The organism is Streptomyces sp. NBC_00285 (genome assembly GCF_036174265.1).
In the GTDB taxonomy this organism is placed as follows: Bacteria; Actinomycetota; Actinomycetes; order Streptomycetales; family Streptomycetaceae; genus Streptomyces.
Genome location: NZ_CP108055.1, coordinates 155279 through 180418 on the forward strand (window position 1 = coordinate 155279; position 25140 = coordinate 180418).

Here is a 25140-nt window from a genome sequence, read left to right on the forward strand (position 1 = left end):
ACGGACTCGCTTCAGCGTCCGCGCGCCCCCCACAGCCTCCGCGAGCGCCCCCGGCAGCGGCCTCAATGCGACGACGATCACGGCGTCATCTCCCCGACACCGTGCCGGCTGCCGGACAGCAATCCGGCCACCAGATCCGCCAACTCGACCAGATCCCCGGTCCGATACGGACAACCCTCACCGGCCGCCGCGACGAACGCGTCCACCAGCGCCATATCGGTCCACTCCAGTGGGAACGAGCACCTGCGACCCTGCCCATCGAGGACCAACACCACATCTCCACGCCACGAGTTGAGCCGCTCGAGAAACTCGAAAGCCTCACCGCACCGGGGATGGAACGGATGAATCAGCCGCACACGTCCATCGTCATCGCGGGGAACGGGCGCATTCGACGGTGAATGCCAACGCGGCCATGGAGTCCTTCTTCAGCCTGCTGCAGAAGAACGTCCTCGACCGTCGATCGTGGGCCACCCGCGAGGAACTGCGGATCGCGATCGTGACATGGATCGAGAGGACCTACCACCGGCGCCGCAGACAAGCCTCGCTCGGCCGGCTGACCCCCGTTGAATTCGAGAGCGTCATGACCACACCGGCCCTCCAGGCCGCGTGACCGAACCTGTCACCCAAAGCTGCACCAGACCCATGGAGTCGGGAAGGCCGAGGTACGGATCAAATGGGACCCGAGTCTCTGGGATCGGCCACCCCATCATCTCGACATCATCGCCGCCACCTACTCGGCGGACGCCCCCTTCGGGCGGCCGGTGTACGTCGTCCACTTCGACAGCCGCTCACCGGACGGCACCATCAACATGAGCCGGCACAGCCAGACCGGCCAGGGCTTCGGCTACGTCGAAGCGATGACCCTGGAGCTCGATCGCCTCGCTTCCTCCTTCGCTCGGGTGGTGGTGGGTGTGGCGATCCACCAGAACAGCGGCCCCAAAACCTTCGGCGACCTGTCGAACGCCGGAGTTCTGGTCGTCGAGGGGTACAGGGAGCTACTGAAGGACGACTTCGCACAGCTCTCCGAATACACCGCCGCGACGGTCGCGGAGTTCACCAGGGACGCCTCCGGAACGTGGGAGTACCGCGAGATGGTCCGAGGATTCGACAGCGACCCCGTGATCTTCACCGCCGAGATGGGCAGCACCCCACAGCCCTGACCAAGCAGCAGCGCAGGAAGCGTACGACCGTCATGGTGGTGCCCTCGTGGACTTCTGGAACCGAAGCGCCAAGCACCCGGAAACGGCTGAAGCCACTGGTGCGCGGTATCCCCGCAGATCCGCTCCCGGCGCGGCTCACGTCGTCAGCGGCCGACGGGACTCCGGGCCCACAGGGACGCGCGGAGTGCGACCGCCTGGGCGACGGCCGGGCCGACTGCTCCGCCACGCACCGCCTGAATGCCGTGCACGTGCAGTTGCTGACCGATCCGGATGGCCGACCGCCATCGATCTCAGCCCGGATGCCCTTCCGGTCGTCGGCGGATTCGCTTGGCTCAGGAGCCCCCGATCACGCCTCGGCCAGGGGAAGCGTCACTTCGAAGCGGCAGCCGCCGGGGACGTTGCGCACGGCGGCCTGGCCCCGGTGCGCTTCCACGATGCCCCGGACGATGGCCAGGCCGAGGCCCGCACCGGCGGGAGGAGTACGGGCATGGGTACCGCGCCAGCCGGTGTCGAAGACCCGCGCCAGGTCCTCCTCGGGGATGCCGCCGCAGCCGTCGGTGACGGACAGGACGACTCCGTCGGAGAAGAGCTCGGCGGTGACCGCGACGGTACCGTCGGAGGGTGTCCGGCGGATCGCATTGACCAGCAGATTGCCCAGCACTCGGCTCATCTCCTTGCCGTCCACCTCGACCGGCACCGGCTCGACGCGGTCGCCGACCAGCCACACCCCGTACTCGCGGGCGAGGGCGTCCGCTCCCGCAAGGGCGTCCCCCACAAGGTCGTACACCGACATGCGGGAGGGGGAGAGGGCGAGCGCGCCGGCGTGGATGCGGGAGAGCTCGAAGAGATCCCCGACCATGCCGTTGAGGCGTTCGACCTCGGTGCGCATCTGGCGGAGGTAGCGGTGGGGGTCGGCGGCAACACCGTCCTCCAGGGCCTCGGACATGGCGCGCAGCCCGGCGAGGGGAGTGCGCAGGTCGTGCGAGATCCAGGCGACGAGTTCGCGTCTCGATGTCTCCAGAGCGCGCTCGCGGTCCCGGGACTCGGTCAGCTTCGCACTGGTGGTGGCCAACTCACGGCTGAGTGCGGCCAGTTCCGCGGTCGCCGGGCCCTCGGGAGCCGCGAAATGGCCGCCGTCGCCGAAGGAACGGGCGGCGGCGGTGAGTGCCCGGCTGCGGGCGACGACCCACCGGCCGAGCAGCAGCGCGGTGAGCAGGGAGACGACGGCCGCCATCGCCACGACCGTGGTGACGACGCTCAGGTCGTGCGAGGACAGGAACATCGCCTGCGCCACGGCCAGCGTTCCCGCGAGCATGGCGGTCACGGCCACGGCGGCGACCACGGCGAGGGACGCGGTCAGCGAGCGTCGCCGGATCAGCCACAGCACGCCCGCCCCGAGCAGTCCGGCCGCGAGAGCGCCGAGGAAGGCGAAGAGGGCAATGAGGAGGGTGTCGCTCACGGTCGGACCGCCTCCTCGCAGGGCGTGGCGTCGAAGCGGTAGCCCACTCCCCACACCGTCTGGATCAGCCGGGGCCGGGCCGGGTCATCCTCCAGCTTGCCCCGCAGCCGGCGGACGTGGACGGTGACGGTGGACATGTCGCCGAAGTCCCAGCCCCACACCTCGCGCATCAGCTCTTCACGGCTGTAGGCGCGGCCGTGGTTGCGCAGGAGGAAGGCGAGGAGGTCGAACTCGCGGAGTGTGAGGCTGAGCTCGGCGCCGTTCTTGGTGGCGCGGCGGGCCGCCGGGTCGACGGTGACGCCTGCCGCGTGCATGGGATGAGCCGCGACGGGGGGCCGGGTCCGGCGCAGTACCGACTCGACCCTCAGGACCAGCTCACGGGGGCTGAAGGGCTTCGTGACGTAGTCGTCGGCGCCCACTTCCAGGCCCAGAATCCGGTCGCCCTCGTCGCCGCGGGCGGTGAGCATGATGACCGGCACGGGCCCGCGGGCACGTATCCGGCGGCACACTTCCAGGCCGTCCATGCCGGGCAGCATCAGGTCGAGCACCACCAGGTCCGGCCAGTGCGCCGCGGCCCGCGCGAGCGCGGAGTGCCCGTCCCCGGCCACGTCCACCTGGTACCCGGCGCGGTCGAGATAGCCGGAGACGACCTCGGAGACGGTGGGGTCGTCGTCCACGACCAGGACGCGGGTCGTACCTCCCTGCCCACGTGGAGCATGTCCGGAGTCTGGGGATTCGTGCGGCTGCTGCATGCCCCCAGCATCCCACCGGCTTCATTGCCGTGCGGCAGGGCCGCCCCGGCGTCCGCCTTTCGTAAGACCTCGACGCCCGTTTCGCCCTTTCCTGCATCTGGCCGTTCTCGCGACCAGCGCTCCCGTCGTACGGCTGCCGTGTCACTCGACGGCGCCTGAGCCGGGAAGGCGCCGGCGTCGCGAGCACCCCTACCTGTCTCCCCTGGCACAAACCAGAGCGGTGCCCTGTGTGCGGGTAGGGCGGCGTCGACGGCGAGCGCCTGGACGATCCGCCCGGAGAAGCGGTGACCGGTGGCGCTCCTCCGCGGAGGCTTGAGCCGGGTCTCCAAGGTCACCATCCCGACAGCAGTAGGTGGTTGAGGAGCAGGGCGAGGGTGGCCTGTGCCGTGAGCCAGGCGCGGGGTCGGTTCAGGAACGCGCATGCCGGCAGCAGCCACATCGCGAACGGCAGCCAGATGCGCTCTGTTTCCGCTTTGCTCATGCCGGTGAGGTCGGCAGTGAGGAGCGCGAGAAGGGCGGCGAGGACGAGCAGGGCGAGGCGGGGTTCGGCGGCGGAGCGGCGCAGGCACGTGCGAAGACCCTGGCGGATGGGAGCCGCACCGGCTCGTCGCAGCCCGGCCACCGTCGCCGGACCTACGACGAGTGCCGTGCACGCGAGGTTCGCCCACACCCAGTAGCCGTACGGCCGGACACCGCCTGCCCCTTGGTAGTAGCGGGTGACCAGCAGGTGGTACGCCTCCCACCAGTTGAAGCCCGCGATCGTGAAGACGGCCGGGACGACGACGAAGCCGGCGAGGACGTAAGGGAGGGGACACAGCCGTCGGGAGCCGAGCAGCAGGACGCCGCCGGCGATCACCGCGAACAGTGCCAGCCCGTACGAGAGATACGCGGTGAGGCCGAAGAGGAGCCCGGAGGCGAGAGCTGCCGACCGGGGCCGGTGTCCCGTGACCGCGAGGGCGAGGAACGCGATCGCCCAGGCGGCGACCGCAGCGAAGTACCCGTCCGCGGAGGTGCCCATCCACACGGCGGCCGGGGCCAGGACCAGGAAGGGCGCGGCACGGCGGGCGAGCGCCTCCCCGGCCAGTGTTCGTACGGTGATGAGGACCGCCACCGCCGCTGTCGCCCCGACGATGATGCACCAGAGGCCCGCCCAGGCACCGCCGCCCAGCCCGATCCGGTCGAGGAGGACGAAGGTGAGGGTCGCCGCGGGGGGATGTCCGGCGACGTGCGCGGGCCAGGCGTCGGGTGAGTGGATCAGGATGTGGTGGGTGAAGTCCCGCAGGGCGGCGGGGATGTCGTGGAAGCGGTTGACGGGCTCGATGACCTGGAGGTACTCGTATTTGGTCGTGAGCCGACGGGCTATTCCGCGCTGCCATCCGTCGACCAGGGCGAGCGAGAACGTCCATGCCATGGCGGTGCCCCAGGCGGTGCACAGCAGCGCGCGCCAGGGCAGCCGGGCGGCGAGGAGCGGCCCGTACGCGACGACCACGACGGCCACCATGATCGCGGCGGGGGTGCCGGGGCCGACATGCGGCTCCCAATGGCCGTAAAGCGGCGGCCAGCTGACATGAAGGTTCCCGTAACGGTGTTCCAGGACGGTGCCGATCACAGCCGCCGTCGTGACGAGCAGCGCTGCGGCCAGGGCCGCAGACAGATCGCGGAGAAGATCGCGGTTCACACCGGCACGCTAGGCGAGGGAAGGCCGGATGCGACTCCGGTGAGCCTGGACGTCAGCGTTTCGTCATGTGTTGCGGGCCCCGCCCTCGGCCCTTACCGGCCTACGGTCGGGACATGCGCGACCATCGACTCCCCACCTCTCCCGGTTTCTGGCGCAGCCCGCTGCGCAGCCCCTGGTTCACCTCCGTGCTCGGTATCGTGCTGCTCGGCGGGATCACGGTGCTCTTCGCGACGGGCCTTGTGTCGTACGCCGCCTACAACCCGGACCTGTCGCCGGTGAATGACAAGACCCCGGACAAGGGCCTGCTCGGCTTCTACCTCTTCGCCTGGCCGACCGACCCGCCCTGGCTCTACCGGCTCACCCAGGGCGTCCACGTCACCCTGGGCATCGCGCTGATCCCCGTACTGCTGGCGAAGCTGTGGTCGGTCCTGCCGAGACTGTTCACCCTGCCGCCCGTGCGATCGCTCGCCCATGCGCTGGAGCGGATCTCGCTGCTTCTGCTGGTCGGGGGCGCGCTGTTCGAGTTCACCACGGGCGTGCTGAACGTCCAGCTCGACTACCTCTTCCCCGGCTCCTTCTATCCGCTGCACTTCTACGGCGCCTGGGTGTTCTTCGCGGCGTTCGTGACTCACGCGGTGCTGCGGGTGCCGGCCGCGGTACGCAATCTGCGCCACCTGCACGACGAGGAGGGCGGGCTGGTGTCCCCGAACCCCGCCCCGCCCACCGTCTCGCGCCGCGGCGCCCTCGCCTTCGTCGGCGGCGGCTCCCTGCTCCTGCTGGCCACGACGGCGGGCCGGAGCTTCGACGGACCGCTGCGGGCAACGGCTCTGCTCGCGCCGCACGGCGGCCCCGAACCGGGTTCGGGATCCGGTGGCTTCCAGATCAACAAGACGGCCGCGTCGCGCGGGATCAGCATGACGGAGACGAGTGACGAGGCGTGGCGGCTGGTCGTCGAGGGGCAGGGACGGACGGTCCGGCTGAGGCGGGCAGAGCTGCTGCAACTCCCCCTGTACAGCGCGGCGCTGCCCATCGCGTGCGTGGAAGGCTGGTCAACCTCCGACCAGTGGTGGCGGGGCGTACGCCTGCGGGATCTGGCGGCGCTCGTCGGGTTCGAGAGCGGCGCGGCGCCCGATGTCATGGTGGAGTCGCTCCAGCGGCACGGGTCGTTCCGCCGGGCCGCCCTGCGCAACAACCAGGTGCGCGACCCGCGTTCCCTGCTCGCCCTGTTCGTCAACGGCGAGCCCCTCACCGCGGACCACGGCTACCCGGCGCGGATCATCGTCCCCGCGGCGCCCGGCGTGCTCAACACCAAGTGGGTGGCACGGATGACCTTCGGAGAGCTGTGATGCGACGACATGTGATGCGACGGCTCGTGACGCGCCCGCACGTAGGCAGCCCGCTCCAGCTCCTGCTTCTCGCCTGTTCGTTCGCGCTGGCGGGGTACGCGGGTGTCCGACTGCTCGCGGACGACTGGCTCTCGGTCGCGCTGTGGTTCGTGGGCGCGGCACTGGTGCACGACCTGGTGTTGCTGCCCCTGTACGCGGGCGCGGACCGGGTCGTCGCGCGGGGGCTGGGCGCGGTCGGCCGCCGGGAGTGGACGGTCTACGTGCGCGTCCCGGCGGCGTTCTCCGGCCTGCTGCTGCTGATCTGGTTTCCGCTGATCAGCGGGCAGGTGGCGGACCACTACAGCTCCGCCACCACCCTGTCCGGCGACGCGTTCCTGTCCCGCTGGCTTTTGATCACCGCGGTGCTGTTCGGCGGCTCGGCGGTGGTGCTCCTGCTGCGGTCCCTGCGGTTACGCAGGGCCACGAAGGAGCGGCCGCCGCTCGTCCACTGACGCTCCGGGCGCCAGCCGGCGCGTGTCGCGAGCCGGAGCAGGGCCGATGTGCCGAGACGGGCCCAGGGGAAGGGCGGACCGGCCGTGCCGTGAGCGCCGGCGGTAATGCTCACGACGTGGACGGTGACGCGTTCGTCGACCTCACTGTCCGGGACCGTCTCGGCGATCAACAGGCCCTTCTGGCTGAGGAGTTGAGACATCCGCCGGAGGAGAGCGGTCGGGTCGCCGCCGATGCCGATGTTGCCGTCGATGAGGAGGACCGTGTCCCAACGCCCTTCGGCCGGGAGCGGCTCGAAGACGGAGCGTTGCAGAGCCTGGCCGCCGAGCCGCACCGTGCGGGCGACGGCGGCTTCGCTCACGTCGACGCCGAGCACCCGCCGGCCCCGGGCCGCGAGTTCGGCGACGAGCCGCCCCGGACCGCACCCCACATCGAGTACAGCGCCTTCGCAGTGCTCCAGGACATCCATGTCCACCGCGTCGGCCCTGGCACACCAGCGTTCCACCTCCAGCGGCAGCAGCCAGCCGTCGGCGCGACGAAGGAAGAGCGGGCCCCGGCCGGTGACGAGGGCCTCGGAGTAGGGGTCGGCAGCCCAAGGGCGCGGGACGCCCATCGACGCAACGGACGCGAGGCGATCCAGGGCGCTCACCCTCGGCGACGCGATCTCATGTGCGGTGCTCATCGACCGACAGCCGCCCCGAGACGCCCCAGTTCGGCGGCGAAACGGCTCTCCGGCGCAGCCGCGGCCACCGCCTCCGCGTCGCCGACGGTGTCCACGTCTCGCAGACGGGGCAGCTCGCGTACGCGTAGGCCCGCGACGGCGAGCCGTTCACGCTGCACGGCACCCGTCGTGGGCGTCGACATCGGCACACCCCGCAGCAGCTCGGGGTCCGGGTGGGCGAGGCCCAGCGCCCAGAAGCCGCCGTCCTCGGCCGGCCCGAAATACGCGTCGCAGTCGGCGAAGTCGACGGTGAGCAGTGCGGGCGTCACCTGGGGGGTGTCCATGCCGATGAGCAGCGCGGGCCCGTCACAGCCGGCGAAGGCGGCGGCCAGCCGCTCGTCCAGACCTCCCGCGCACTGCGGGACGACGTCGAAGCCGGGAGGCAGCCAGGGTCCGGGAGCGCCGTCGAGTACCAGCACACGGCGGCGGGCGGGTGTGGCCGCCACCGTACGCAGGGTGTCCACGAGTGCCGCCTCGGCGAGCGCCGCCGCTTCGCGAGGCGTGAACGGCGGAGTGAGCCGGGTCTTCACCCGTCCTGGCCGCGGTTCCTTGGCGATGACGAGGAGAGTGGTCACTGAGCGGTTCCTCCTGGAAGTACGGCGAATGAGTCGGTGTCTGCCCCGTCTGCCCCGTCCTGGGGTATCGGTGGTTCGGCCAGGACGCGGTCCATGTCCCGTACCGCCTGCCAGGTTCCGCGCCAGGTACCGGTGACCTTGGAGGCACCAGTGCGCGGCAGGTAGGGCACGTCGTGCTCGACGACACGCCACCCGGCGTCGGCCGCGCGCGCGACCATCTGCAGCCGGTAGCCGCTACGGCGGTCCGTGAGTGCCAGGGCGAGCAACTGTTCCCGGCGGCCGGCACGGAGTAGGCCGAGGTCGTGCAGGCGCAGCCCCGTGCGGCGGCGCAGCATCCGTGCCAGCGCCACGTTGCCCAACCGGGCGTGCGTGGGCCGAGCGCCCCGGCCCTGCGGACGGCGCCGCCCCAGCACCAGGTCGGCCTCACCGTCGCACACCTCGCGGACGAAGGGCACGAGCAGGGACGGGTCGAGGGAGGCGTCGCAGTCACAGAAGCACACGATGTCCGCGGTACCCGCCGTCAGCCCGGCGTGACAGGCGGCGCCGAAGCCGCGGCGCGTCTCACGCACGACCGTCGCGCCGAGGTCGCGGGCCAGTACCGGCGAGCCGTCCGTGGATCCGTTGTCCACCACCAGCGCGCGCCAGGTGGGCGGGATACGGGCGAGGACCCCGGGCAGGGCCTCGGCCTCGTTCAGACAGGGGAGCACCACGTCGACGGTCGCCGCGGTCGTCTCCGCTTCCGATTGCGTTGCGGGAGAAGTCGTCACGGCTTTCACCCTACGAAGACAAAAGGTATGTAAGGGACTTCGGCTCCTTACGAAACGCGGACGTCGAGGGAGGGAGCAGAGCACCGAAGTGCGGTCGGCAGGAGTCCGGTTGCGTGTGTGAGCGCCACGCGCCTCCGATGCTCAACCGGCTGTACCGCACACGGGGTCACCGGCATACCGGACACAGAGACCCGACGTGCGAATGCTGCCCGTCTCCCTCATCCGCCGTCGCTGTCAAGGTCACCGCGATGCCCGCGGAGCCGGGCGGCCGTGGTGCAGGCGACGACCTTGCCGGCCCACACCGCTTCGACCCCAGCCGTCGCGGTGGCAGCCGGTATCTCTCCGGCGACCGCGCTGCTGCTCGGCCGCCGATCCCTCGGCGGGGCGCCGTCCGCCTCCCGCTCTGCCGCGCCAGGACCGGTCAAGCACTACTCCTCGCAGCCCTGCGCTCGCGAATTCCCACATACCCTCCTCGAAGCCGGCCTCGGCCTTCCAGCCCAGCTCGCCCCGCAACCGCGACGAGTCCACCGTGATGTGCCGTACGTCCCCCAGGCGGTACTCCCCCGTCACCACGGGCTCGGGCCCGCCGTACGCGGACGCCAGCGCCCGCGCCATCTCGCCGACCGTGTGTGGCTCTCCGCTGCCGGTGTTGTACGCCCCCAGCGCTCCGGCCGGGGACTCGGCCTCAAGCGCCGCCACGTTGGCCGCCACCACGTCCCGTACGTGCACGAAGTCCCGCCGCTGGCCGCCGTCCTCGAAGACACGCGGTGCCTCACCGCAGGCCAGCGCGGACCGGAAGAAGGACGCGACTCCCGCGTACGGGGTGTCGAGTGGCATGCCCGGCCCGTACACGTTGTGGTGCCGCAGCGAAACCGCCGAGCCGCCCGTCGACCGGGCCCAGGCCGAAGCCAGATGCTCCTGGGCCAACTTGGTCGTCGCGTACACGTTCCGGGGGTCGACCGGAGCGTCCTCGCCGCCCAGCCCCGGCGTCAGCGGCTTCTCGCACTGCGGGCACCGGGGCTCGAAACGCCCGGCAGCCAGATCGGCCACGGCCCGGGGGCCGGGTCGTACCGCCCCGCGCCGCTCACACCCGTACGAGCCCTCGCCGTACACGACCATCGACCCGGCCAGCACGAGCCGCCCCACCCCCGCGTCGGCCATGGCGGAAAGCAGCACCGCCGTACCCAGGTCGTTGCGCGACACCTACTCGACCGCGTCGCCGAACCCCTTCCCAAGACCCACCATCGCCGCCTGATGGCACACGGCGTCCACACTGCGTGACGGCCTGGGCGTACTCGACGCGGGGGCGGTCGCGGCCGTTCTGCCGGGTCAGCGCTTCGACGACTTGACTTCCTCCCCCTCGTGAACGAGGGGAAGTTCCTACGGCTCGCGCCGTGGGGGTTTCTGCTTCATCGCCGACTGCCCCGTCCGGGAGGACTCCCGTTGAGGTCTTACACCAGCTCCCCAGACAGACACCGCCAGCCCGGCGGCCAAAAGATTGTTCGCCGCGTTCACGTCCCGGTCATGGACCGCACCGCACTCACACGTCCACACGCGGACGTTCAGCGGCAGCTCCGCCCGGATCGTGCCGCAGACACCGCACAGTTTCGAGCTGGGGAAGAAACGGTCGACGACCACCAGCTCCCGCCCGTACCAGTCGCTCTTGTACTCCAGCATCGTCCGCAGTTCTCTCCACGAGGCGTCGGAGATCGCGCGGGCGAGCGTGTGGTTCTTGACCATGTTGCGGACGGTGAGGTCCTCGATCACGACCGTTTGGTTCTCACGGACGAGCCGAGTGGTCAGCTTGTGCAGGAAGTCCCGGCGCCGGTCGGCGATCCGGGCATGGACACGGGCAACCTTCCGGCCCGCCTTGGCCCGGTTCGCACCGTCACCCTTGGCCTTGCGGGACAGTTCCCGCTGGGCTTTGGCCAAGCGGGCGCGGTCCCTGCGCTCATGCCGCGGGTTGGTGATCTTCTCCCCGGTGGACAGCGTCAGCAGGGACGTGATCCCCGCGTCAATACCGACCGTGTTCGCGGTGGCCGGGGCGGGTGTGATGGTGTCGTCGCAGAGCAGCGACACGAACCAGCGTCCCGCCGCGTCCTGGGACACCGTCACCGTGGACGGCCGCGCCCCCCGAGGCAGCGGCCGCGACCACACCACGTCCAGCGGATCCGCCATCTTGGCGAGGGTCAGCCGGCCTTCACGCAAGCGGAAACCACTGGTGGTGTACTCCGCACTCCTGCGGGACTTCTTCTTCGACTTGAAGCGCGGGTACTGCGCCTGCTTGCCGAAGAAGCTGGTGAACGCCACCTGCAGATGGCGCAGCGTCTGCTGGAGCGGAACCGACGACACCTCACCCAGGTAGCCCAGCTCCTCCGTCCGCTTCCACGCGGTCAGCATCGCGGAGGTCTGGTTGTAGTTGACCCGCTCCTGCCGCGCCCACGCTTGCGTACGGGCCGCCAGCGCCAGGTTGTAGACCTTCCGCACGCATCCAAAGGTGCGCGACAGCTCAGCCGCCTGCACATCCGTCGGATAGAAGCGGTACTTGAACGCCCGCTTCACCTGCTTCACGGTCATGCTCACAAGCTAGCATCACTACTGGTTAAGCCCAAATCTGCGGGTCAGAGCACTGCGATCCGCCCTGGCGGCGAATCCCAGCTCCCTGCCCTGCTCCGCAGGAGTCCGATTCCTCCCCGGCCTGAAGGCCGCGGTTTCCTCGGAGGTATCCGATGAACCCGGCTCCGCCGGTGACCAGTACTCGCATACGCGAACGCTAGGAGCTTGAGCACCCCGCACGGCAGCGCCGCGCCCATCACGTCACGGGTCCGTAAGACCTCGCCAGTGCAGCAGCCCATGGCACATCGCTTTGGGGCCAACTCAGGCTGTGGCCGAAGCTACCGATCAAACCCGCAGCCGACGACCGAAGTTCTTACGAGAAGCTGACGCAGGACCGAAACTTCTTCATCCCACCCGCCTCACAGGCAACTCTGGCTCTGCACGTCACCGACCGGCGGTGGCGGCGAGGTGCGAGGAGTCAGGCGTGAGCAGGCATACCAGGCGCAGGTCGACGTCGCAGGTCCGTATGACCATCGCCGGAGCCGGCATCCTGGCCACGGCGGCCGTCGCCACCACGGTGGCCATCGCCTCGGCGGGAGAAGCGCCCCGCGCACGCGACAGCGTGACGACGAAGAGCGCCAAGGCGGGAGCTGATCACGCCGTCTTCGTACAGGGCAACGAGCTCGCCGGAAACACCATCCACGTCTTCAAGCGCGGAGACGACGGCAAACTGACCCCCGGTGGCACCTACGCGACCGGCGGCAAGGGCGGGGACCAAGTCGACGCCCCCACCGACTCCCTCGCCTCCCAGGGTTCACTCCTCTACGACCGGCGCTCGCATCTGCTGCTGGCAGTCAACGCGGGCAGTGGCACCGTCACCTCGTTTCGCGTCGAGGGGCAGAAACTGACGGACCGGCGGGTGGTGCGCTCGGGCGGGGACTTCCCCTCGTCCATCGCGGTGTCCGGCAACCTCGCCTACGTCATGAACGCGGGCGGCGAGGGCAGCGTCCAGGGCTTCAAGATCACCGCCAACGGACTCGAACCGCTGGGCGGTTCGTATCGCTCCCTGAGGCTGAAGAACGACAAGGTGCCGTTGTTCAGCAGCTCGCCGGGACAGGTCGCGTTTACGCCGAGTGGCCGTGAGCTAGTCGTCACCACGAAGTCCGCCAACACCATCGAGGTGTTCCCGATGCGGCGCGACGGACGTCCTTCACACCGGGCGACGGTCAACGACTCGGCCGGCGGCGTGCCGTTCGCGATCACCTTCGACAAGGCGGGCCGGATGCTGGTGGCCGAAGCGGAGAAATCGACGGTCAGTACGTACAAGGTGCTCGCCGACGGCCGCCTCAAGGTCGTCCAGAAGCCGCTGGCCAACGGGCAGAACACGCTGTGCTGGCTGGAACGCGCCGGTGACTTCTTCTACGGCGGCAACACCGGCAACTCGACCGTCACCGGCTACCGCACCAACCAGCACGGCAAGCTGGTACTGACCAACGAGGTCGGTATCGCCACCCCGCCGTCAGCGATGTCCCAGGGCGTCATCGACCTGGCGGTGACGCAGGACGAGAAGTTCCTGTACGTACAGAACGGGACCTCCGGCACCATCGACGGCTTCCGCATCGGCAGGAACGGCTCCCTCACCAAGGTCACCACGGCCACCGGACTGCCCCCCTTCGCCGAGTCCGGCATGGAGGGCATCGCCGCGGTGTAAAGAAGCGGCCACCGCGGCCGGGCGCCCTGGAGACTCCTCTCCGGGGCGCCGAACCCGTTCCGATGCAGCAAGGAGTGCTCAACGCCGGTCACCGATCCTGCAACCGACAGCCCATGCGGGCCGGACGCGCCCAGCCGACTGGAGCAGCAGTGTGGAACAGACCAGTCAGCCCGCCAGGACAACTGCCCTGCCAGTCGGCGCCATGTCACTGCCCCCGTGGCCGACCCGTCGGCCGCTGCGTGCGCCCGGTGCGCGCGCACTTCCTCGGCTGAGCCGACCCTCGCCCCCTGACTGCGTTCGACGGCTCGCCCCGTCACCGGCGCAGGCCCGCTGCTGTCCCGTACTACGAGCTCGATGGTGACCTCGGCCTGTGCAGTCTCCGGTTGCTGTCCGGACAGCAGCAGCGGCACCGTGCAGGCGGCGCGCACAGTCATGTCGGCGAGTGGAGTGCGCACGGTCGTCAGACGAGGAGTCACCCAGTCCACGAAAGGCAGATCGCCGAAGCCGACCACGCCGGCATCGCCGCCAACGCGTCCACCGCCACCGCTCCTACAACGTGGTCAGCCCAGACGAGGTCCTCTGTTCTGGCATCGCCGCACGATGGGCGAGGCCGGTGTCGCGTCGGAGGGGAATCACCCCGGCGGGGGTTTCCAGCATTCCACGGCACCACGCAAGATCTTACGAAGCCCTTACGCAGCCCTCTCAAGTGACGTAACGCACCTACGATCACAGCGTGTTGACCATCCGAAACATCACCCTCGTCACTGTCGCGCCCCTTGTGCTGGCTGTGGCGGGCGCCGCGCACCCGCATGGTCTGTCCAGGGCGACGGCCACCGACTGGACACAGTTGCACATCGCGCTGCTGCCGGTCTTTCCACTGCTTACGCTCGGCCTCCTCGTCCCTCTGTGGCACCGCCCCCGACCAGACCTCGCGGGCTTCGCCACGGCGGTGGCCTGGACGAGTGCGTTCACGTACGCGGCCTTCTACACCGGTCTCGACGCGGTGGCCGGCATCGCGGCGGGAACCGCGGTCGAGCACGCTGCCGGGACAGCGAACATAGGTCCGATCAAGTACCCGCTCTACGACACAGGTGAGTCGCTCGGGGAGGTCGGCGCCTACGCCCTCATCGTCGCAGTCGTGGCCACGGCGGTCGCGCTCTTCCCGAAACACGGCGTGCGCGTTGTTCCCGGCACTGTGGTTCTCCTGGTGGCCGGTTGGTCCTTCACTGACAGCCACATCTTCTGGCCCCGCGGCGTATGGACCATGCTCGGTTTCGCACTGGGCTTCGCTCTGCTCGCCGCCGGGACCAGAAGCAGCGAATCCATTCCGCGCCGCGCCTGAGCGGGACGGGTGGCTACGTAGATCAAGTTGTGAGGCCAACGGTGGGTTTTGACTCCAGGGTGGGCCGCAGGGCTGTGGCGCTGGCACTGGGGTCGGTGTGGCCGGCGCCACACAAGCAGCTTCCGTCCCGGATCTCGCGCCTGGATCCGTTCAAGGCAAGGCGGAGGTCGACTTCGGGGATGTGTGGACCCACCTGGACGGCGTGTCCACCAACGTGTTCCTGTTCTCGCGGCGGTTGTCGTTCAGCGGGAAGGCCGTGCACAACCACGATATGACGCATGCCACATGCAACTCCTGTCAGTAATCGGGCGCTGTTCCGCTCAAGTCACGGAGAGCCAAGCGAACAGACAGGAGCAGCACATGAAGCACCGCATCGTCGTCCTCGGCGCCGGCTATGCCGGGGCCTACGTGGCCGGGACCCTTGGCCCGTCGGCTGTCCCCGGCGGACACCGAGATCACCTTGGTCAACGCCGAGGCGGACTTCGTCCAGCGGCTGCGGCTGCACCAGCTCGCGGCCGGCCAGGAGATCGAGGCTCCCCAGCTCGCCGACGTCTTTGCGGGCACGGGGACTGCGCCTGACCCGTGTCACCGCCGTCGACCCCGAGCGCCGGGTCGTCGCCGTGGCCGACGCCGAGGGCGGCGGCGAACTCGGCTACGACACGCTTCTCTACGCGCTCGGCAGCCACGCCACCGACCGCGGCGTCCCCGGCGTGGCCGAGCACGCCTTCGACGTCAGCAGTCGTCCGGCGGCGCTGCGCCTGCGCGAGCGCCTGGACTGCCTGAGCAAGCGGGACGAAGGCGGGAGTGTGCTGGTCGTCGGCGACGGGTTGACCGGCATCGAGACCGCCACTGAGATCGCCGAGTCCCGGCCCGGCCTGTCGGTGGCGCTGGTCGCCCGCGGCGAGCTGGGCCCCCGCTCTCCGGCGGAGCACGCCGCCACCTGCGCCGGCCCTGCGACCGGCTGGGCATCACCGTCCTGGAGCACACCGAGGTCGAAGCCGTCGAAGCGGCGGGGGTGCTGTGCGCCGGGGCGATGCCCACCAACTTCCTACTGTGAGAGCGGGCACACGCTGCTGCCCGGGATACTCGGTCCATGCCGCTCATCCGTGACATCACCCACGTCGACTACTCGGTGGTGGAGGACCTGCTGCACTCGAACCATCTGGGAAACGGCAGGCTCTACGACCCCGAGGGCTTGGACGTCATCGTGGCCGAGCTCGACGGATCCGTCATCGGGGTCGCCGAGTTTCAGCTCCACTGCGACTTCGGACACGCCGAAGGCCGGGCGGCGCATCCCGGCGAGCAGACGTTCGTCTTGACCCTGGCCGTCGCTGATACCGATCGTCGAAGCGGGGTCGGCCAAACGCTTCTCGCCGAGATCGCCCGCCGGGCCAAGAAAGCCGGCCTCACCTTCCTGGCCCTGGTCCCCCAGAACGGCGACGATGCGCTCAGCCGACAGGAGTTCTTCCAGGCGTGCGGGCTCACGCTCTACGGACCCGACACACCGGGGGCGGCATGGGGCTGCTCGGTCTCAAAGATCCTTGATGCGAACGCGGCCAGCGAAGGCCGCTGATCCCACCTCGGGCCACGCCCGGCCGCACTGGAGGTCCTCAATGGCCGCCATGCCAGTCTTTAGTAGATCAACTACGCCGTCCCGCCGCTCTCCAACTGCAGCGGCACATCCGCCGGTACCAGGCGGGCTACGGCGTCCAGCACGGCGACATCGTCGCCATTGAGCCTTTCCAACCTCACGTTGTGGGGTGCGGTGGAGAAGACTGCGGCGCTTCCCCGCGTATGCTCGCCCGACTGCGACATGACGTCGGCCTGACACCAGTGATCAGCTGCTGTCGGTGATCGCTCGGAACAGCACGCGAGCCCGCTCGCAGAACTGCTCGACATCCGTGGTGTCCGGCTCGTCGCCGTCCGCCAGCATCCGAGCCTGAAGTTGCTCGGAGCGCAGCCCGCCGTAGCGGGCCCGCACCTCCGTGGTCACCGGCTGGACCGCGATATGCAGATGTTTGCGTGCGTCGCGGCCGTGCGACCACATGCAGACATAGGTCTGCTCTGGTCGACACAGCGTCTCCACGACACGAGCGGTATCGCGCAGCAAGGGGCCGAGTTCCGCCGCTGCCGTGTCGTCGAGGTCGGCGAGGGCCACAACATGCTTCCGCGGACCGACGATCAAGGTTCCAAGATTCATCGGGCCGACGACATGGTTCACCACCCAAGCGGCGGTTTCGTGTAGGACGCCCCCGGGCAACTCCCGGCGCCCAGTCAGAAGGTCGCACCCAAGACACCCCATCACATCCACGCGCACCAGCCTATACAGAGCCCGTAGCGATGATGGCGACGGCCAACTTGGCTGAGGAGCTTGCTGGTTGGTCAGCCCACGCGATGAAGCTCCTGGTAGACGGCTTACCGACCAAGATCACCTGTGTCCGCCAGGAGCTTCGCATGCTTGTCTATCCGTCCTCGATCGAGCTGTCCAGCCGTACCCTGAGGTACCTCGGTAGGCAACTCGCCATCCGACAGCGGGAGATCGGGACGCGATGGCGACGCCTGCTTGTCGGCCGCCAGGCCCTGTTGACCCTGGCCCACCTGCGGTGTGGCGATACCTACGCCCAACTCGCCGCCGGGTTCGGCATCGGGATCCTGTTCCGCTACATACGCGAAGCAATCGAGGTACTGGCCGCGCTCGCGCCGTCCCGGGCCGAGGCGATGGCGGCGATCCTGACCAAAGCGTTCGTCATCCTCGACGGCACGCTGCTGCCGATCGACCGCATCGCGGCCAACACCCCGTACTACTCGGGGAGGCACAAATGCCACGGCATGAACGTTCAGGTGCTCACCGACCCGTTCGGTCGCCTGCTCTGGGCCTCGCCAGCACGGCCCGGCTCAACCCACGACCTGGCTGCCGCTCGGCAGCAAGGAATCATTGAGACCCTCGCCGATGCAAGCCTCAAATGCTGGGCGGACAAGGCGTATCAGGGAGCCGGAGGAACCGTTCGGGTTCCGTTCCGGGGTCGCCGCCTCAAGCGATGGAAGCGCCGTCACAACAGTAGCCACGCAAAGATCCGCTGTCTCGGCGAGCAGGCCATGGCTGCTCTCCCAACCTCACCTCAACAAGCGGCGGGCCACCGGCAGTGGTACCTCATACGGCAACTGGCTGTCACGGATGCCTCCCAGCCAACTCGGCGGAAAGACAGGCCTGTTGGATGATCAACCTCCAGGAGAGACTTCTACAAAACTGTAGTTTGCCATGTGCCGCCGGTTCGTCACGTCGGCTGGCAGTCGTCACCGGGAAAGGGCGGACCTGATGTTCGGTTTGAGCGAACTGGCCTTGATCCTCATCGTCGTCATCGTGATCGTCGGGATCAAGAAACTACCCGAGCTGACGCGGTCAGCGGGCAAGGCCGCGCGCATCTTCAAGAGCGAGGCGAAGGCGATCAAGGGGCAGGATCGCGCCTGAACCACCCGGCCGGGCCGACGCACGCGTGTCATCTTGCCTCGGGCGGAGAGGAGGCACGGGCATAGACGGCGCCGGGTCTCAGCGCCCGATGCAGCGGAAATGCGGTGAGCAGGACGAAGGCTCCGAAGAGCGTGATCGGCAACAGCCCCACCGGACGGAGGAACGCGGTGGGATGCTCCATGACCGCTCTCCACGTGATGCTCCAGTTGCCGGCCACGTCCGTGAGCATGACCGCGGCGGCGAGCATCGGCCCAGCGGAACGAGCGCGGATGATCACGAGTGCAACCATGGGGTCCAGCAACAACAGTACGTGGAAGAGGAGTTGGACGGGCAACGGTGCGTAGGCGTAGGCGTCGAGCCCACCCGTCAGCAGGAAGTACCCGTGCGCTGCCGTCCCTTCCAGAAATCCGACCATGTACACCGCCGCTGTCAGCCGGATCCAGACCGGACGATCCGCCCATCGCATGGTGATCACCCTAGTTCTCTGAACATCAGCTTCGTCCCGCGCATGGCCCGCCATTCATACGTCAGGGGCTGCGTCGGTTGGCCGCTCTGACCAGTCCGGTCTCGTAGGCGATGACCACCGCCTGGACGCGGTCGCGGAGTTGGAGTTTGGCGAGGATGCGTGAGACGTGTGTCTTGACGGTCGTCTCTGACAGGTGGAGACGGGCGGCGAGTTCGGTGTTGCTCAGGCCCTGGGCCAGCAGGCGTAGGACTTCGAGCTCGCGAGGGGTCAGGGCGGACAGGTCCGGGTGCGGCTCGGCGGGGCCGTCGGTCTCCGCTTCGCGGGTCGGGGTGGCGTGGCGTTCGACGAGGCGGCGGGTGATGGCCGGGGCGAGGAGGGCGTCGCCGGTTCGGACCAGGCGGACCGCGGCGATGAGGTGTTCGGGTGTGACGTCCTTGAGGAGGAAGCCGCTGGCTCCTGCCGCGAGGGCGTCGTAGACGAGTTGGTCGAGGTCGAACGTGGTCAGGATGATGACGCGGGGTTCGCCGGGGGCGCCGGTGAGGATGCGCCGGGTGGCTTCGAGGCCATCTAGTTCCGGCATCCGGATGTCCATCAGGACGACGTCCGGGCTGGTGCGGCGTACCGCTTCGACGGCCTGCGCGCCGTCGGCCGCCTCGGCGACGACCTTGATGCCGTCGGAGGCGAGGATCATGCGGAAGCCGGTGCGGACGAGGGTCTGGTCGTCGGCGACCACCACGCGCAGCGGGGCGTCGGTCACGTCGTCTCCGTCTCCGGGGTGGGCAGCGGGATCCGGGCCTGGACACGGTAACCGCCGTCGGGAGTGGGACCGTTGCGCAGGGTGCCGCCGTAGACCGCCAGGCGCTCGCGCAGGCCGAACAGGCCGCGTCCGTCGCCGGTGGCCGCGGAGGTGGTCGGGGTGCCGCCGGTGTCCGCGATCTCGACGCGCAGGTCGGAGGTGCCATGGGTGACGGTCACCGAAACGTCGGCTCCGGCCGCGTGCTTCACGGTGTTGGTCAATGCCTCCTGCACCACTCGGTACGCGGCCAGGCCGGCCCCGGGCGGAACCTCCCGAGAAGTCCCCGTCACGGTCAGGTCCACGTCCACTCCCGACTCCCGCACCCCGCGCACCAGCGCCTCCACCTGGTCGAGGCCCGGCTGCGGTACCAGGCGACCGGAGCCGTCCCCCGCGTCGTCGTCGGCGTTCATGGTGAGCAGACCCATGGCGTGCCGCAGTTCCGTCATGGCCGCCCGTCCCCCGGCCTCCACGGCGAGCAGTGCCTCGCGGGCCTGGTCCGGCGCCGCGTCCAGGACCCTGCGGGCGGCGCCGGCCTGGATGACCATCATGCTGACGTTGTGGGTGACGACGTCGTGCAGTTCGCGGGCAATCCGGGCCCGCTCCTGCTCGGCGGCGCGGCGCAGTTCCTCGGCCCTCCGTCCCTCCAACTCGGCCATCCGTGCCTGGCGTTCGCCGGCGCGCAGCCGCCAGTTGCGCATCCCGTACGCCACCGCGGCCAGGGGTACCAGGATGAGGAACGGCACGTACTCGGTCGGGACGTCGGGCAGTTCGGGGTTGCGGGCCGGGAGGCTGATCACGAGCAGGACCGCCGGGACGCTCGCCAGGGCGGGGAACGGGTACGGGCTGTGCACGACGGCGCTGTAGGTGGCGATCACGAACATGTAGAAGATGCTTCGCGCCAGGCTGTCCGGGGCCATGATCGACGCGGCCACGACGGCCCACAGGACGGTCAGCGGGAAGCGGCGGCGCAGAGCCAGCGGCACGGTGGCCACGAGCATCGGCCCGACCGCGCCGAACCACGTGCTCGCTCCCTCCGGGCGCACCCGCTGCACCCCGTCGACGAGGACATACGTAGTGCCCGTCCCGACGCTGAGCACGTCGTTGACCCCGACGGCGACAGCGGCCGCGGCGAGCAGCGCGTCGAGGATCAGGTCGCGCCCGGACGGCCGCAGCGGTGGGCCGCTCGCACGCGTCAGCGCCGCCCACCCCGCTCGAAGCCGGTATCCCGCCGGTACGGCCGCCACATTGGTCACCGCCCCATTGTTCCCGGCCGCATCCCCCGCACCATCGTCTCCACGGACCGTCCTTGCGCGCTCCCGTACATCGCTCGTCTACATCGCGCGGAGGAGGCGGGGCCGAAGTCCTCCGTACGCAGGACGAATGCAGGAACGGAGATGGCTCGGACGCCGGACGCGCCCGGCACCGTGCGGTCCGTAGCGTCCAGCGGGCCGGCCACCGGGGCCGGTCCTGCATGGAGAGGACGGCGTGTGACAGCCGTGCTGAGAGCCCGAACACTGGGCAAGAAATTCCGAGGACGCTGGGCCCTGTCGGACTGCACCCTCGACGTCCCCGCAGGCCGCGTGACGGGCTTGGTCGGCCCCAACGGGGCCGGGAAGTCGACCTTGTTGAATCTGGCGTCCGGCATGCTCGCCCCGACCACCGGCACGATCGAGGTCTGCGGTGGCCGTCCCGCCACCGGACCCGCCCAACTCGCCAAGGTCGGCTTTGTCGCCCAGGACACCCCCACCTACCCCGGGTTGAGCGTCGCCGACCACCTCGCGCTCGGCGCCCGCCTCAACCCCCGGTGGGACGCCACACTCGCCCGGGAACGCATCCGCCGCCTCGGCCTGGACCCCGCCCAGCGCGCCGGACGCCTCTCCGGCGGACAGCGCGCCCAGCTCGCCCTCACACTCGGCCTCGCCAAACGTCCCGAACTCCTCGTCCTCGACGAGCCGGTCGCCGCCCTGGACCCGCTGGCCCGCCGTGAGTTCCTGGAGGATCTCACCGAGGCGATCACCGGACGGGAGATGAGCGTCATCCTCTCCTCCCACCTGGTCTCCGATGTCGAGAGGGTCTGCGACCACGTCATCGTGCTCGTCGGCTCACGAGTTCAAGTGGCCTCCGACATCGACGACTTGACGGCCACGCACCACCGTCTCACCGGTCCGGCCGGAGAAACGCTGCCGTCAGTGGGCCGGCACATCGTCTCCGCGAGCCGCACCGACGACCGGACCACCGCAGTCGTACGCGCCGATTCTCCTGCACCTCCGGATCCCGCCTGGACCGTCGAATCGCTGCCCCTGGAAGACATCGTCCTCGCCTACATGGGCCGAACCTCCTCCCTGGAGTCCCTCCGATGATCTGGCTGACCTGGCGCCAACTCCGTATGCAGACAGCAGTGGTGGTCGCAACGCTGGCCGTTCTCGTCGCGCTCCTCACCGCCACCGGACCGCGACTGGCCAGCCTGCGCACCACCGCCGGAGGCGACCTGATCCAACAACTCACCAGCGCCGACACGGCCTTGTACTTCGCCGGAGCAGTGACCGTCCTGCTCGTCCCGGCTCTCCTCGGCATGTTCTGGGGTGCCCCACTGGTCGCCCGGGAACTGGAGAGCGGCACTCACCGCCTCGCCTGGAACCAGAGCGTCACCCGCACCCGCTGGCTCCTGACCAAGCTCATCGTCACCGGCGGCACCGCCGTGGCCGCCGCGGGACTGGCCAGTTTCGCCGTGAGCTGGTGGAGCAGCCCGATCGACCAGGCCGTCTCCGCCGGCGGATCCGACAACACCGACAACTTCGTCCCACGCGTGGATCCCGCCGTCTTCGCCGCCCGCGGCATCGTCCCTCTCGGCTACGCCCTCTTCGCCTTCGTCCTGGGCGTCACGCTCGGCGTCGTCGTCCGCCGAACCATCCCGGCGATGGCGGCCACCCTGGCCACGTCCACCGCGCTCCAGGTCGCCATGCCCCTATGGATCCGACCGCATCTGGCGACGCCGTCCACCGTCACCGTCCCCTTCCGGCCCGGCACGATGGCCAACCTCCGGCTCGACTCCGTCTCCCAGGTCGACATCGGCAGGCCCGACTCCTGGGTCGTCGCCGAACAGACCCTCAACGCCACGGGCCATCCCGCAGCGCACCTTCCGGAGTCGTACGCCGACTGCGACTCCCCGAAGGTCTGCCTCACCGCCCTCGCGAAAGCCGGCTACCACCAGAGGGTCACCTACCAACCCGCGGGAAACTTCTGGATCCTCCAATGGGCCGAGGCCAGCGTCTATGCCGTCCTTGTCGCGGTCGTGGGTGCCTTCTGCTTCTGGTGGTGCCGTCGCCGAGTGACCTGACGATGTCGCCCGTCGAGGGCAGTACCGGTCCGGTCCACGAGCCGCGGACCGGACCTCTGTGATCAACTGCTCACGTAGCGGCGGGAGTTGGACCCACCAACTCGGACAGGACATCCTCCATGGTCACAAAGCCGAGCACTGTCCCCGTTTCCCCCGTCACCGCGGCCAGGTGGCTGCCGTCGGCGCGCAGGGCGGTGAGGGTGTCGTCCAGCGGGGTGTCGATACGGACCCGGGTGACCGGGTGCAACGCCTCACGCGGGAAGGGCCGCTCGCGGTCCGCGATCCCGAGGGTGTCCTTGATGTGGAGGTAGCCGAGCAGGGTTCCCTCGCTGCCGGTGACCGGGAAGCGGGAGTAGCCCGCCTCGGCGGCCACCCGCTCCAGCCGCGCCGGGGTGACCGTCTCCTCGACGGTTCGCATCTTCTGGGTGGGGACGAGGATCTCGCCGACCGGTCGGGTGCCCAGCTCCAGCGCGTCCCGCAGCCGCTCGCCGTCGGCGTGCGACAGGAGCCCCGCCTCACCGGCCTCGACGACCATGCGGGCGAGCTGGTCGTCGGTGAACACCGACTCGACCTCGTCCTTGGGCTCCACGCGCAACAGCTTCAGCAAGGTGTTGGCGAAGGTGTTGATGCCGAACACGAACGGCTTCAGCGCGCGGGTGAGGGCCACCAGGGGCGGTCCGAGCAACAGCGCCGTCGGCACGGGGGCCGCAAGGGCGATGTTCTTCGGAACCATCTCGCCGATCAGCATGTGCAGATAGGTCGCCAGCGAAAGGGCGATCACGAAGGCGATCGGATGGATGAGCCCCTGCGGGATGTGGGCCGCATGGAAGCCGGGCTCCAACATGTGCGCAATGGCCGGTTCGGCGACCGCGCCCAACACCAGCGAAGAGACGGTGATGCCGAGCTGAGCGGTGGCCATCATCGCGGAGAGGTGTTCCAGACCCCACAGGGTCATGCGGGCCCGCTTGTTACCTGCCTGGGCATGCGGCTCGATCTGACTGCGGCGCACGGAGATCAGAGCGAACTCGCCGCCCACGAAGAACGCGTTGGTCAACAGCGTCAGAGCGCCAATGGTGAGCTGGAGAACGGTCATCGGGATTCCTCGCCTTCCTGGGCGGGTTCCTGGACCGGTTTCGTGACCCGTACGCGGTCGGCACGGTGGTGCTCGATCTCCAGCACGACGAACTGCCAGCCGCCGACGTCGACGGTGTCTCCCTTGGCGGGGATGCGCTCAAGGTGGGCGGCGATCATGCCGGCCACGGTCTCGTACGGTCCTTCCGGCGCGGTCAGTCCTATGCCCGCGAGTTCGTCCAGGCGGACGCTTCCGTCCGCCTCCCAGACCTCACGGCCCTCCGGATCCGGGGAAGCGGACACGATGCCGGGCGTTTCGACGGGGTCGTGCTCGTCGCGGACCTCGCCGACGACCTCCTCGACGATGTCCTCCACCGTCGCCACACCCGCCGTACCGCCGTACTCGTCGATGACCACGGCCATGGTGCGCCGCTCCCGCATCCGCTCCAAAAGCCGGTCCGCCGTCAGCGAGGAGGGGACCAGCAGGGGTGCGGTGGCCAGTTCGGCGACCGGGGTGACGGCCCGCTTCGCCGGCTCCAGGGCGAGTACGTCTCGGATATGCACGGTCCCGACGACCTCGTCCAAGCTGTCCCGGTAGACCGGGAAGCGGGACAGGCCGGTCGCATACGACAGGTTCGCCGCGTCCACGGCCGTCGCGTGCGCCTCCAGCGCCTGGACATCCACCCTGGGCGTCATGACGTTCTCCGCGGTCAGCTCACCTAGATGCAGGGTGCGCACGAACAACTCGGCCGAGTCGGCCTCCAGAGCGCCCTCGGCGGCCGAGCGCCTGGCGAGCGCGACCAGCTCCTCCGGTGTGCGGGCGGAGGCCAGCTCCTCGGCGGGCTCCAGGCCGAAGCGCCGTACGACACGGTTCGCGGTGTTGTTCAGATGCCGGATGAACGGGCCGAAGGCGGCCGTGAAACCGCGCTGCGGGCCCGCGACCACCTTGGCGACGGCAAGCGGGCGGGAGATCGCCCAGTTCTTCGGCACCAGTTCGCCCACCACCATCAGCACGACGGTGGACACGGCGACACCCAGCACGCTGGCCACCGAGGAGGCCGCGCCCCCGAGTCCGGCGGCTTCCAGCGGCCCCTTCAGCAGTGCTGCCAGGGACGGCTCGGCGAGCATGCCGATCACCAGCGAGGTGACGGTGATGCCGAGCTGAGCGCCGGAGAGCTGGAGGGTCAGCCGGCGTACGGCGGCCAGGGCTCCATCGGCGCCGCGTTCACCGGCCTCGGCGGCTCGTTCGAGGTCACCGCGCTCGACGGTGGTCAGGGAGAACTCGGCCGCGACGAACACGGCGCAGGCCAGGGTGAGGAGGAGGGCCAGCAAGAGGAGCAGGATCTCGGTCACCGGGCCACCCCCGCTCCTCGGGACGGGCGGAACAGGGCCGAGTTGGTACTGGGAGGCTCACCCATGACGGGACTGTGGCTCCTTGTCGAAAC

Annotated in this window: 23 protein-coding genes and 3 pseudogenes; 11 read left to right on the forward strand and 15 right to left on the reverse strand. The window is 69.6% G+C overall.

The genetic code is table 11. The features are described 5' to 3' along the window. Window positions 1-77 precede the first annotated feature (77 nt). Window positions 78-356 carry a DUF5372 family protein gene (locus OHT57_RS00785; protein ID WP_328743850.1) on the reverse strand — a complete coding sequence of 93 codons (279 nt, stop codon included), beginning with the start codon at window positions 354-356 and terminating at the stop codon, window positions 78-80. Between the two features lie 47 nt (window positions 357-403). Between OHT57_RS00785 and OHT57_RS00790 the strand changes: the two are divergent. Continuing rightward, a pseudogene (locus tag OHT57_RS00790) lies at window positions 404-610 on the forward strand (IS3 family transposase); the annotation flags it as partial. 19 nt (window positions 611-629) lie between these two features. After that, entirely contained in the window at window positions 630-1160 is a 531-nt protein-coding gene (locus OHT57_RS00795; RefSeq protein WP_328753079.1) for a TerD family protein, read from the forward strand. Between the two features lie 346 nt (window positions 1161-1506). Here OHT57_RS00795 and OHT57_RS00800 read toward each other — a convergent pair whose 3' ends face one another. The 3 genes from OHT57_RS00800 to OHT57_RS00810 form a co-directional block, all read right to left on the reverse strand. Next, the gene (locus OHT57_RS00800) at window positions 1507-2619 is read right to left on the reverse strand and encodes a sensor histidine kinase (protein WP_328743851.1); all 1113 of its coding nucleotides are present in this window, start codon (window positions 2617-2619) and stop codon (window positions 1507-1509) included. Beyond that, on the reverse strand, window positions 2616-3371 hold the full coding sequence (locus OHT57_RS00805; protein WP_328743852.1) for a response regulator transcription factor: 756 nt from the start codon (window positions 3369-3371) through the stop codon (window positions 2616-2618). The genes OHT57_RS00800 and OHT57_RS00805 overlap by 4 nt, the downstream gene beginning before the upstream one ends. Before the next feature lie 331 nt (window positions 3372-3702). Beyond that, window positions 3703-5049 carry a hypothetical protein gene (locus tag OHT57_RS00810; protein WP_328743853.1) on the reverse strand — a complete coding sequence of 449 codons (1347 nt, stop codon included), beginning with the start codon at window positions 5047-5049 and terminating at the stop codon, window positions 3703-3705. A 113-nt stretch (window positions 5050-5162) separates the two neighbouring features. On the opposite strand from OHT57_RS00810, the gene OHT57_RS00815 reads away from it, so the two are divergent. After that, complete coding sequence (locus OHT57_RS00815) at window positions 5163-6395, forward strand: molybdopterin-dependent oxidoreductase (RefSeq protein ID WP_328743854.1); 1233 nt, start codon at window positions 5163-5165, stop codon at window positions 6393-6395. Window positions 6396-6732: 337 nt separating this feature from the next. Here OHT57_RS00815 and OHT57_RS00820 read toward each other — a convergent pair whose 3' ends face one another. From OHT57_RS00820 to OHT57_RS00840, 5 genes and pseudogenes are all read right to left on the reverse strand, one after another. After that, window positions 6733-7566: a class I SAM-dependent methyltransferase gene (locus tag OHT57_RS00820; protein WP_443053400.1), complete on the reverse strand. Its 834-nt coding sequence runs from the start codon at window positions 7564-7566 to the stop codon at window positions 6733-6735. Then, a complete protein-coding gene (locus OHT57_RS00825; protein ID WP_328743855.1) occupies window positions 7563-8180 on the reverse strand; it encodes a TIGR04282 family arsenosugar biosynthesis glycosyltransferase in 618 nt (205 codons plus the stop codon). Before OHT57_RS00825 ends, OHT57_RS00820 begins: the two co-directional genes overlap by 4 nt. Then, a complete protein-coding gene (locus OHT57_RS00830) occupies window positions 8177-8956 on the reverse strand; it encodes a glycosyltransferase family 2 protein (protein ID WP_443053401.1) in 780 nt (259 codons plus the stop codon). Before OHT57_RS00830 ends, OHT57_RS00825 begins: the two co-directional genes overlap by 4 nt. A gap of 423 nt (window positions 8957-9379) precedes the next feature. Beyond that, window positions 9380-10228: pseudogene (locus OHT57_RS00835) on the reverse strand (NAD-dependent epimerase/dehydratase family protein); the annotation flags it as partial. A gap of 99 nt (window positions 10229-10327) precedes the next feature. Further along, window positions 10328-11524: an RNA-guided endonuclease InsQ/TnpB family protein gene (locus OHT57_RS00840; RefSeq protein WP_328743857.1), complete on the reverse strand. Its 1197-nt coding sequence runs from the start codon at window positions 11522-11524 to the stop codon at window positions 10328-10330. 463 nt (window positions 11525-11987) lie between these two features. Between OHT57_RS00840 and OHT57_RS00845 the strand changes: the two genes are divergently transcribed. The 4 genes and pseudogenes from OHT57_RS00845 to OHT57_RS00865 all read left to right on the forward strand — a co-directional run bounded on the left by OHT57_RS00845 (window position 11988) and on the right by OHT57_RS00865 (window position 16129). Then, window positions 11988-13214: a lactonase family protein gene (locus OHT57_RS00845; RefSeq protein ID WP_328743858.1), complete on the forward strand. Its 1227-nt coding sequence runs from the start codon at window positions 11988-11990 to the stop codon at window positions 13212-13214. 733 nt (window positions 13215-13947) lie between these two features. Next, window positions 13948-14556 carry a hypothetical protein gene (locus OHT57_RS00855; RefSeq protein WP_328743859.1) on the forward strand — a complete coding sequence of 203 codons (609 nt, stop codon included), beginning with the start codon at window positions 13948-13950 and terminating at the stop codon, window positions 14554-14556. Window positions 14557-14916: 360 nt separating this feature from the next. Further along, window positions 14917-15583: pseudogene (locus tag OHT57_RS00860) on the forward strand (NAD(P)/FAD-dependent oxidoreductase); the annotation flags it as partial. Between the two features lie 66 nt (window positions 15584-15649). Further along, complete coding sequence (locus tag OHT57_RS00865) at window positions 15650-16129, forward strand: GNAT family N-acetyltransferase (protein WP_328743861.1); 480 nt, start codon at window positions 15650-15652, stop codon at window positions 16127-16129. A gap of 264 nt (window positions 16130-16393) precedes the next feature. On the opposite strand, the gene OHT57_RS00870 is transcribed toward OHT57_RS00865, so the two are convergent. After that, window positions 16394-16777 (reverse strand): hypothetical protein, encoded by a 384-nt coding sequence (locus tag OHT57_RS00870; RefSeq protein ID WP_328743862.1) that lies wholly within the window; start codon window positions 16775-16777, stop codon window positions 16394-16396. A gap of 233 nt (window positions 16778-17010) precedes the next feature. On the opposite strand from OHT57_RS00870, the gene OHT57_RS00875 reads away from it, so the two are divergent. Together OHT57_RS00875 and OHT57_RS00880 are read left to right on the forward strand one after the other, a co-directional pair. Then, a complete protein-coding gene (locus tag OHT57_RS00875) occupies window positions 17011-17775 on the forward strand; it encodes a transposase family protein (protein ID WP_443053402.1) in 765 nt (254 codons plus the stop codon). Window positions 17776-17872: 97 nt separating this feature from the next. Next, a complete protein-coding gene (locus OHT57_RS00880; protein WP_328743863.1) occupies window positions 17873-18025 on the forward strand; it encodes a twin-arginine translocase TatA/TatE family subunit in 153 nt (50 codons plus the stop codon). A gap of 28 nt (window positions 18026-18053) precedes the next feature. Here the strand turns inward: OHT57_RS00880 and OHT57_RS00885 are convergent, their stop codons facing one another. The 3 genes from OHT57_RS00885 to OHT57_RS00895 form a co-directional block, all read right to left on the reverse strand. Continuing rightward, window positions 18054-18491 (reverse strand): hypothetical protein, encoded by a 438-nt coding sequence (locus OHT57_RS00885; RefSeq protein ID WP_328743864.1) that lies wholly within the window; start codon window positions 18489-18491, stop codon window positions 18054-18056. Window positions 18492-18552: 61 nt separating this feature from the next. After that, the gene (locus OHT57_RS00890) at window positions 18553-19248 is read right to left on the reverse strand and encodes a response regulator transcription factor (RefSeq protein WP_328743865.1); all 696 of its coding nucleotides are present in this window, start codon (window positions 19246-19248) and stop codon (window positions 18553-18555) included. After that, window positions 19245-20540: a sensor histidine kinase gene (locus OHT57_RS00895; RefSeq protein WP_328743866.1), complete on the reverse strand. Its 1296-nt coding sequence runs from the start codon at window positions 20538-20540 to the stop codon at window positions 19245-19247. Before OHT57_RS00895 ends, OHT57_RS00890 begins: the two co-directional genes overlap by 4 nt. Before the next feature lie 234 nt (window positions 20541-20774). Between OHT57_RS00895 and OHT57_RS00900 the strand changes: the two genes are divergently transcribed. After that, window positions 20775-21647: an ABC transporter ATP-binding protein gene (locus OHT57_RS00900; RefSeq protein ID WP_328743867.1), complete on the forward strand. Its 873-nt coding sequence runs from the start codon at window positions 20775-20777 to the stop codon at window positions 21645-21647. Then, the gene (locus OHT57_RS00905; RefSeq protein ID WP_328743868.1) at window positions 21644-22624 is read left to right on the forward strand and encodes an ABC transporter permease subunit; all 981 of its coding nucleotides are present in this window, start codon (window positions 21644-21646) and stop codon (window positions 22622-22624) included. Before OHT57_RS00900 ends, OHT57_RS00905 begins: the two co-directional genes overlap by 4 nt. A 70-nt stretch (window positions 22625-22694) precedes the next feature. Here the strand turns inward: OHT57_RS00905 and OHT57_RS00910 are convergent, their stop codons facing one another. Both OHT57_RS00910 and OHT57_RS00915 read right to left on the reverse strand, forming a co-directional pair. Further along, window positions 22695-23717: a hemolysin family protein gene (locus OHT57_RS00910; protein WP_328743869.1), complete on the reverse strand. Its 1023-nt coding sequence runs from the start codon at window positions 23715-23717 to the stop codon at window positions 22695-22697. Continuing rightward, window positions 23714-25048, reverse strand: a complete 1335-nt coding sequence (locus OHT57_RS00915) for a hemolysin family protein (RefSeq protein ID WP_328743870.1) — start codon at window positions 25046-25048, stop codon at window positions 23714-23716. Before OHT57_RS00915 ends, OHT57_RS00910 begins: the two co-directional genes overlap by 4 nt. Window positions 25049-25140 lie beyond the last annotated feature (92 nt).